5 protein-coding genes and 3 pseudogenes are annotated in these 8,876 nt (G+C 58.2%); 6 read left to right on the top strand and 2 right to left on the bottom strand.

The window, feature by feature from the left end; genetic code table 11:
- Window positions 1-80, bottom strand: a pseudogene (locus tag AB3X96_RS41505) (IS5/IS1182 family transposase); the annotation flags it as partial.
- Window positions 81-701: 621 nt separating this feature from the next.
- A pseudogene (locus AB3X96_RS41500) lies at window positions 702-976 on the bottom strand (IS3 family transposase); the annotation flags it as partial.
- 304 nt (window positions 977-1,280) lie between these two features.
- Between AB3X96_RS41500 and AB3X96_RS41495 the strand changes: the two are divergent.
- From AB3X96_RS41495 to AB3X96_RS41470, 6 genes and pseudogenes are all read left to right on the top strand, one after another.
- Window positions 1,281-2,609 (top strand): MFS transporter, encoded by a 1,329-nt coding sequence (locus AB3X96_RS41495; protein WP_368594287.1) that lies wholly within the window; start codon window positions 1,281-1,283, stop codon window positions 2,607-2,609.
- 67 nt (window positions 2,610-2,676) lie between these two features.
- Window positions 2,677-4,194: an amidohydrolase gene (locus AB3X96_RS41490; RefSeq protein WP_368594286.1), complete on the top strand. Its 1,518-nt coding sequence runs from the start codon at window positions 2,677-2,679 to the stop codon at window positions 4,192-4,194.
- A gap of 420 nt (window positions 4,195-4,614) precedes the next feature.
- Window positions 4,615-5,766: a porin gene (locus AB3X96_RS41485; RefSeq protein ID WP_368594285.1), complete on the top strand. Its 1,152-nt coding sequence runs from the start codon at window positions 4,615-4,617 to the stop codon at window positions 5,764-5,766.
- A gap of 752 nt (window positions 5,767-6,518) precedes the next feature.
- Window positions 6,519-7,181, top strand: a pseudogene (locus AB3X96_RS41480) (AAA family ATPase); the annotation flags it as partial.
- 144 nt (window positions 7,182-7,325) lie between these two features.
- Window positions 7,326-8,147 (top strand): hydantoinase/carbamoylase family amidase, encoded by an 822-nt coding sequence (locus tag AB3X96_RS41475; RefSeq protein WP_368594284.1) that lies wholly within the window; start codon window positions 7,326-7,328, stop codon window positions 8,145-8,147.
- Between the two features lie 84 nt (window positions 8,148-8,231).
- Entirely contained in the window at window positions 8,232-8,570 is a 339-nt protein-coding gene (locus AB3X96_RS41470) for a M20/M25/M40 family metallo-hydrolase (protein ID WP_368594283.1), read from the top strand.
- The last annotated feature ends 306 nt before the right edge of the window (window positions 8,571-8,876 follow it).

Here is an 8,876-nt window from a genome sequence, read left to right as displayed (position 1 = left end):
AGCGTCAGATACGGCGCCGCGAAACTCCATTCCTCATCCGACACATCAGTCGGATACCCTTTGCGGTCCGTTGTTTTCATCCCGCCAGGATACCAGGTCTCAATCGAAGTTCCTAACACGCTCTAAGGCGGTGGCAAAGCGGCTAAGACCCCGGCGCCGACGGCAACGACCAGACTATGCGCCAAAGCAGCCGCCCGCAAGCGACAGTTCGCCCGCATTGGTATCGGGGCTGTCAACACGACTATCAGATCTCCAGCATGGCATACAGAAAGAACATGCCGTGACCCTCATGGATCTTCTTTTTCGGCGCACCGGACTTGGTTGGCGGCGTCAATTCAGCGAGGCTGAGCTCGATCAAGCAGCGTCCGTGCTAGCGACGGAGCCTGGCCTTTCCTCTGCGGAGAAGTGGCGAGAGATCGAGGCGTTCAAAATCGAATGTGAGAGGCTTTTCGGACGACGTTCTTTACAAGACTTATCCACGAGTACGATTGCCGGGAAAGACGGAGATGATTCCGGATAGCTTTGAGTAAGCTAACAGCCCTTTGTGTGGCCGATGTGAGGATCCGCTGAATGTGCTTTCCACGCACAGTCACACGCACAGTCATTGTCGCTCCGATCCAAGAGTCCGATCATCGCTGTGTTGCGGACACGTGCAAGCGAGCTGAACCGCAGGCTGGTTGGTTTAACTACATGCAGGCACTTCAGACTTGCCTGTAATAGCTTGCTTCAGCCCCAGCGTGCGGGAGATAGCCGAGCGATTCCATCAGACGATGACGGTCTTGCCAGCCCACACATTCCAGGGTTGCCTATTCGACGGATTCCCTCGTTTTCCAAGGGGCGCGGCGATGAAACGGTTCCGTCTTGGAGATGCCGTTCATCGGTTCATGCAGCGCGTTCTCGCGGTCGTCGGCCGGCTGCCGACCGACGGGTCGATTCTAGCCTCAGTCAGTCGTTGTCTGTATTGAATGCTGACGTAGTGACACGCTCCGTCTGATGTTTTCACGTGGCTCGCCAGTTCGAATGTCGGTACGGTCTTTTGTGAGAATTACTTCAAAGGACGTATCAAGTCTACCCTAGTGAAGCACCGGATGCTGGCGAGTCGATCCAGTATCGGTATCGAGGCGCACCCTATACGGGTTTCAAATACCTGACCTATTTTGGCCGGATTGTGTCATTCACATCAGCGAGGCAGACTTCTATCGATGCCACTGCATTCGTTAGTGGAGGACAGCAACGAATCACGAACCGCGAACGAAGAATTCGCCCAATGGAGACAGAAGATGACTGTGCTTGATGAGCGCCGGCCGCCACACTCGCGATTCGCGCAATCGGAACGACGAGTGCCTACGAGAGCGGTTGTTGCGGCGATCGCGGGCAATGCTCTTGAGTTCTACGATTTTGGGATCTACTCGTTCTTCGCGGTCTACGCAGCAAGGGCTTTCTTTCCATCCTTGGACGGACTGACAGGAATTCTTGCTTCCGTCGCAGTTTTTGGGGTGGGTTTCGTGACTCGCCCTCTTGGTGCGCTGTTCATCGGCCGGCTCGGCGACCGCCTCGGACGCAAGCCGGCCTTGCTTCTTACCATCGCGCTGATCATTGTCGGCACTATGGGACTGGCCTTGACTCCCGATCAGGCTACCATCGGTGTCGCCGCTCCGATCATCGTGGTCATCAGCCGGCTCATCCAGGGGTTCGGCTTGGGCGGCGAAGTCGGGCCGGCCGTCGCATTCCTTATGGAAGCTGCTCCCGAGGGGCGACGCGGTTTCTATACGAGTTGGTCGACCGCCAGCCAGGGCATTTCGGGTTTCGCCGCAGGGATTGTCGGCGTCACGTTCACATCGCTACTGGCGCCGGAGAACATGCAGAGTTGGGGATGGCGATTAGCGTTCGCCCTTGGGCTCCTACTCGTCCCGGTTGCGCTCTACTTGCGCAAACAGATGCCCGAGACCTTCGATGGCCGTAGCCGTGGGGCGAATACGACGGCCACTCCATGGCGCGATTTGTGGCGCCATCGCCGAGCCATTTTGCCCGGTATGGCGATGCTGGGAGCTAGCACCGCGGTTTTCTACGTAGCGGTCTACATGACCACATACTCCATCGCGGTACTGAAAATGCCGCCGCATATCGGCATGTTTTCGGCGATAGTGTTAGGTGCGTCGCTGATCGTGTTCGGTCTGCTTGGTGGGTGGCTCTGTGATCGCTATAACGTCCGGGTCATAGTGGCGCTTCCATACACGGTCCTGCTCGCGGGAATCTACCCGGCATACCACCTTCTTATTCTCTCGCAGAGCGTGTCGACCTTGCTCATCGCCACCATATTGATGAGTGCCATGCCGGCCGTGGCGGGACCTTCGGTTCTGATGCTGATTGGCGAAGCGTTGCCGGCGCGCGTGCGAGCTCTCGGCCTCAGTGTCACTTATGCCGTTCCGATCACTAGCTTCGGTGGCACCGCACAGGTTGTCGTCACCTGGTTGCTGAAACACACCGGCAATCCCGCTTCTCCCGCGTTCTATGCGGTTATGGCAAGCGCGGTCATGCTGTTTGCCATCATGGCCTTTCCAAAAGGTCTTGACCGATTCGGTCACGCGAATGGAGTTGTGTTGGATTGAAGGCGGACTGTCCCTCGGAAGGCTAGAGTTTCAAACCTATTTTCAACTGATGCAGAGAGGCAAATCAATGGCAGTCGCGGAAGAAATCTGGAACCTCGTCGATGTAAAAAAGGAAGACTTCTTCGTGCTCAGTGACAAAGTATGGGCAACGCCTGAACTGTCCTATAACGAGTTCAGATCGGTTACGGAGCATGTGGCGATGCTGGAGCAGGAGGGGTTTCGCATTGTCCGAAATGTCGCCGGCATTCCGACCGCCGTTATGGGTGAGGCCGGCGAAGGCGGACCCATCATCGCGTTCCTGGGCGAATACGACGCGCTTCCGGGACTGAGCCAGGCGGCCGGACTGGCCGAGTTCTCGCCGGTCGAAAAGGACGGACACGGACACGGGTGTGGGCATAACCTTCTTGGCGCCGCGGCTCTCCTGGCGGCGACGGCTGTGAAGGACTATCTCGCGGCTAACGGATTGAAAGGGCGCGTGCGTTACTACGGCTGTCCAGCAGAGGAGGGCGGAGCGGGCAAGGCTTTTATGGCGCGCGCAGGCGCCTTCGACGACGTCGACGCCGCCATCACGTGGCATCCAGCCTTTTTTAACATGGTATGGGACTCTGGCTCTCTCGCCACTCTCGGAATCGACTTCAGCTTTACGGGGCGCACCGCCCATGCTGCAGCTACGCCCCATCTCGGCCGCAGCGCGCTGGACGCCGTCGAACTCATGAACGTCGGCGTAAACTATATGCGCGAGCACATGTCGCGCCATGCCCGCATACACTATGCCATTATCGATGCGGGCGGCATCGCGCCGAATGTCGTGCAGAGCCACGCTACGGTTCGTTATTCGATCCGCGCGGCCCAACAGACGGAATTGGTCGAACTGGCCGAACGGGTCCGCAAGGTAGCCAAAGGCGCAGCGTTGATGACAGAGACCGAGGTGAGCGAAGACGTGCACGCTGCGGTCGCAAGCTTGCTTCGCAATCGTCCCTTGGAAGAAGCGCTCCACGCCAATTTGGTGAAGTTGGGGCCTACTGGCTTCGACGAACGTGACCGCGCAATCGCAGCGCCTTTTCAGACGTCCTGTTCGGCGAAAGCGATCGCTGCTTCCTACGAGTTGTGGCAGCTCGCGCCGCGCGAGCACACGGTGCTGTGTGACGAAGTCTGGCCGTTGCGCGACGTCACTGAGCCGGTCATGGGATCGACGGACGTCGGTGATGTGAGTCGCACGGTGCCAACAGTGCAGCTTCTGGCGGCGACTCATGTCATTGGCCCGCCGTCCCACACTTGGCAATGGACCGCGCAGAGCAATTCGGATCCGGCCCGCAAGGGTTTGGCCTATGCCGCAAAGATCATGGCGGCAACCGGAGCGGACGTCTTGACGGACGATAGGCTCCGTACGGCCATCAAGGATGAGTTCCGGCGACAAAGTGCGCTTGACCCATTCACCTGTCTGATGCCCGCCGCACTCCCCCCCGCTTGCCGCAACAAGCCGCCTGAGAACGAGCCCGTCGCAGTCCCAGACGGCCTGGCGAGTGACAGTGGGGCCGGGGGCGGGCGTGCTCTCTGCTGGCCCCCGACGGCGTGCCGCGTCTGACGCTCATCCCTTGCAGGCGAGCTTTCTACCATGCGTCGGCTCGGCTTCCGGAGTGGGGACGAACGTCGCTGACGCGGCACGGATGCCTGCCCCGCTGACCGGGGTCCGCGGTTGTCGGCAGTAACAGTCGTCGTTGTATGAATCAACAACTGTTCATGTTTGATAGCGATGCTTGAGCTTGACGCAATCCAGCCGTAACGCCACTCCGTAGGAGTCACCTTGATTCGGACGCGCTGTCGACCGTGTCCGTTCGAATTCAAATGGACATGTGTACGTGATGGGGAACGTCGGACTTGTTCAAGACGCGGTCCGGTCACGACGGGGGGCATGGCGGATGGCTATCAACTTAGTACAACATATAAAAACAGGGCACTGTGTCTCAGTCTGCGCAGTCATTATTCAACGATTCATGGAGATCAAATGCAAAAGAAAAAGTCTGTTGCTGTTGTGTTGGCGTCAACCGCACTCGCTGGCGTGGCCCATGCGGAATCGAGCGTTACCTTGTACGGTTTGATTGACGCAGGTTTTGGCTACGTCAACACCAATCAAGGCAGCCGCTATGCGATGATGAACGGTAATCTCAATGGTGATCGATGGGGTTTGAAAGGCGTAGAAGACCTAGGTGGTGGGTTGGCGGCAATCTTTCAGATTGAAAATGGTTTTAATGTTGGCACCGGGACACTTGGTCAAGGTGGGCGCGAATTTGGCCGGCAGTCGTGGGTCGGTATCACGAGCGCCAGTGTCGGCACTCTTAAGCTGGGGCGGCAGTATGACCCGATGGTTGACAAGGTTCAAGGGTTGACACTCGAAAGCGTCTTCGGATCTCCAGCCACAACCCCCGGAGACGTCGATAACAACGACAACAGTGCGCGCATCTCGAACGCAATCAAATACGTTAGCCCCTTGTTTGGAGGTATCCGGTTCGAAGGACTGTACGCACTGAACGGTGTGGCGGGGCAACCTGGCTCAGGAAATACCTACTCTGCGGCAGCCAGTTATACCGGCGGACCCTTGAGCATCGCGGCAGGCTATCTTCATGGAAGTAATACTGCGGCTGCCCCGGGACAGCTGCGGACCACCTGGAGCGGTACGATGGATTCGATTTTTGACGGACCCATCAGCAACGGCTATCAAACAGCGGCATCGATCGGAATTGCGCATGCGGCGGCCCGCTACCAGCTTTCTGCGTTGACCCTCGGAGCTGTGTATAGCTATTCGGCGTTTAACGCGGACGCGCAGTCGACGTTCAAATCGCAAGAGCACTTCAATTCGGGAAAAGTGTATGCCCTCTATCAGATTACTCCCAGTGTCCTTGGCGGAATCGGGTACATCTACACCCGCGCTGGAGGTGATACGTCTGCAACGTATAACCAGGTGACGGGGGGCGTTACCTACGCCTTGTCGAAGCGCACGGACTTCTACGCGGTTGCCGCTTACCAGCATGCGAGCGGAACGCAGCGAACCGTCGCCGGAGGGCTCGTTGACGCAGTTGCATCGGTGGGTTCATATGGGCTGACCGGAAACGGTAACTCCCAGACACTGGTGGTTGTCGGTATGCGTCACCGATTCTGACATCCAAAGATGTAGAACAATGCTCCACGGGTGGGCGGCGCTCCCGTCTACCCGTGGTACGTTTGAAAGATAACGTATCTCTCATCTCTTTATTCGCGTGAAGGGCGAGCCAGACCCTCGTCATGAGCGATAACACGCCGTTGTCCGCCGGTGCCTACGGTTAGCCGTCTCCGGCGTCCTCCTATTTCAGCAGCACGGCGCCACGGAGCTTCGCTCCGGGCGGCGCGTGGAGCGCATCACCGGTCCAGACCGTGCCCGCGCACGAAGCCACGGGCGCCGGTGTGCGACAGGTGGCCGACTTCGCCGCGCCGGTTGCACTCGGCGCCGAGGATTCATTGGCTACTGCGCCGGATGCTTCGACGGCCGTTTCAACTACCGATTCGGCTGCTGCGTCGCCTGCCAATGGATCATCCGCCGCCCCGCTATTCGCCGGTTCGGGGGCCGCCGCCGCGGCCAAGGCGAGCACACCGTCGGGCTTCGGGGCGCAGCCCGATTTCGAATCATTGCGGCCACCGTCGGCCGGCGAGGCATCGCCGGCACCGCGCACGTCCCTGCGTCGTAGCGACAGGCTGTCGCTGTCGGATAAATAATCCCCCTTGGGGAAATTACGGTCGGCATTGACAGACCGCCGTCTCCGACATGGCTCCCAATGTAGGGCAGTCCGAAACCTCCCGGGCGAGGGTCCATCCACGCAAGCTGAAGATCGGTACCGGCCAGGTAGGTTGATCCACCGCTTCCGAGAGGAGGGCATCATGTCCGTCGAGATTCCACGTCCCATCGATCCTTCGCTTCGTCCGCTGGCGACCGGCAACTACCGAATCGCGACGCCCGCGATCGAAGTGCTCCACGAACTTGTGATGAAATGCTTGCGCTACCCGATCATGGGGGCGTTGATCTACGGTCCCCCGCGCATCGGCAAGACCCGCGCGATCGAGTATGCGGTTGCTGCTGGCCCGCGACCTGCCGAAATTGACGAGCTACCACGCGCAGTGCGAACACAAACCCTCTCACGCGGAGGGGCCGTTCGTCGTGAACCTGCTGGAAGCGGTCGGCGACCACGCGCCAAATGCGGGCATCAACTCCGCCAAACGGATGCGCCTGACCTTGCGTATCCGCGAGGCGGCCGAGCGGGAGGGCAGTGGGACGCTGCTGCTGTTTTGCGATGAGGCGCAGCGCTACAACGATAACGAATACGAGTGGTTGCGCGATGTGCACGACGCGCTCGACCGGCAACAAATCAAGCTCTTTACGTTCCTGGTCGGGCAGCGGGAGATCCTGTCGCAGAAGACCGCGTTGCAGATCGCGGCAAGATCGAGATCGTCGCGCGTTTGATGGTCGAGGAGCTGCCGTTTTACGGGATTCGCAACGCGGATGATGTGGCAACCAGCTTGAACGGCTATGATCAGACCGCGTATCGGTCGTGACCTATCGCTGCATGCGCTCGAAAAGTACACAGCGTTGAAGACCACCTGGTTTAACCTGATCTAGCCGACGAGACTGACTTGGTAGCGGGGCGAATAAGCAAGCATTGGAACCCCGAACCTTTGCCTGGACAAGCGATGAATACATTTCCGAAGATTAACTTACCGAGACTTGAACAATCCATCGCCGAAATGGCTCGTTTCGGGATCAAATCGAATGGGGGCTGTTGTCGGATCGCTCTCACTGATGAAGACAAACAGGGGCGAGACCGTTTCGTTGAATGGTGCACTGAAGCCGGATGTCAGGTTCACGTCGATGCTTTTGGAAACATCTTTGCGGTTCGCTGCGGCTCGGACGGGGACAGTGGCATGGTGCTTACTGGTAGCCATCTGGACACGCAACCGAATGGAGGTAAGCTGGACGGCGTTTATGGCGTCTTGGCCGGCCTTGAAGTCATCCGTACGTTGAATGATCACAACATTCGAACGAGCAGACCGATAGTCGTCATTGACTGGACCAATGAGGAAGGTGCGCGATTCTCACCGGGGCTCACGGGTTCGAGCGGCTTTTCGGGGCATATCGACATAGGGGCAGCCTCGGCAATCACTGGCGCCGATGGCAAGAACTTCATCGCTGAACTCGGACGCATCGGTTACGCCGGCTCGATGGACAGAGACGCTATCAAGCCTGCCGCTTACATTGAACTTCATATTGAGCAAGGACCGGTCCTCGAGCGTTGCCGTCGGGAAATCGGCGTCGTCACGGGCGTTCAGGGTGTTCGCTGGTACGAAGTAGATGTATCCGGCAGTGATCGTCATGCCGGCACAACCCCGATGGATGACAGGCAAGACAGCTTTTTCGCGGTTGCGCGAATGGCCGAAGCAATGAGGCGGTTTGCGCTTTCTCTCGATAGCGAAGTTCGATTCACAATTGGAAGAGTTGCCGTTCAGCCCAGGTAACCGAATACGGTTCCCGGCTTTTCGTCTTTTACCATTGATCTGCGGCATCAGAGCGAGGCAGTACTTGATCGGATCGAGCAATCCGTGAGCGACATTGCAGCGACGTTCGCGGCGGATGAGCGAGTTGAAGCGACGGTGAGATCTACGATGCGCGTTCCAGCTATCCAATTCAACCATGAAATCGTGGATATCGTCGAATCATCGGCTCTGAGTGACGGTTATAAGGCATTGCGGATGACCAGTGGTGCGATGCACGACGCGTGCCGGCTCTCCAAAGTTGTCTCGACCGGAATGATTTTTGTTCCTTCACGAAGTGGTATCAGCCATCACGAAGATGAATGGACCGCGCCAGAGCAGCTAGAGGCGGGAGCGAATCTCTTGTGCAAATCGTTACTCAAACTCGCCGGACGTTGCGATCGCTAACCATGCAGGAAAGCCGATAAAAAGCCTGGGAAGCCGGCGCAACGAGCTTCGGGCGGGTTCTCGAGTACTTGCACGTAGTTTTGGGCGTCGCTGAAGTATGGATAGATTTCGAGCGTCATGAAGTCTGTGAGGGTAACGCTTACTTGCAGCGTGCCTGCTGTGCACAACATGCTAGGGAGGGTCTGCAAAAGTCCTGGCGTTGACGTCTCGGTGGACTATCCTGGGAGAAGGCAGGTTTAAGGGGTACCTCGATGACACAGCTTGGTCTTGGTCTGGATCTTTCAACGAAACGCACGCGCAAGCGGG

Origin of the sequence: Paraburkholderia sp. BR13439, assembly GCF_040948805.1 — a bacterium.
Taxonomy (GTDB): domain Bacteria; phylum Pseudomonadota; class Gammaproteobacteria; order Burkholderiales; family Burkholderiaceae; genus Paraburkholderia; species Paraburkholderia youngii.
The sequence above is the reverse complement of the archived record's forward strand: the minus strand, read 5'-3'. Positions and strand labels throughout refer to the sequence as shown.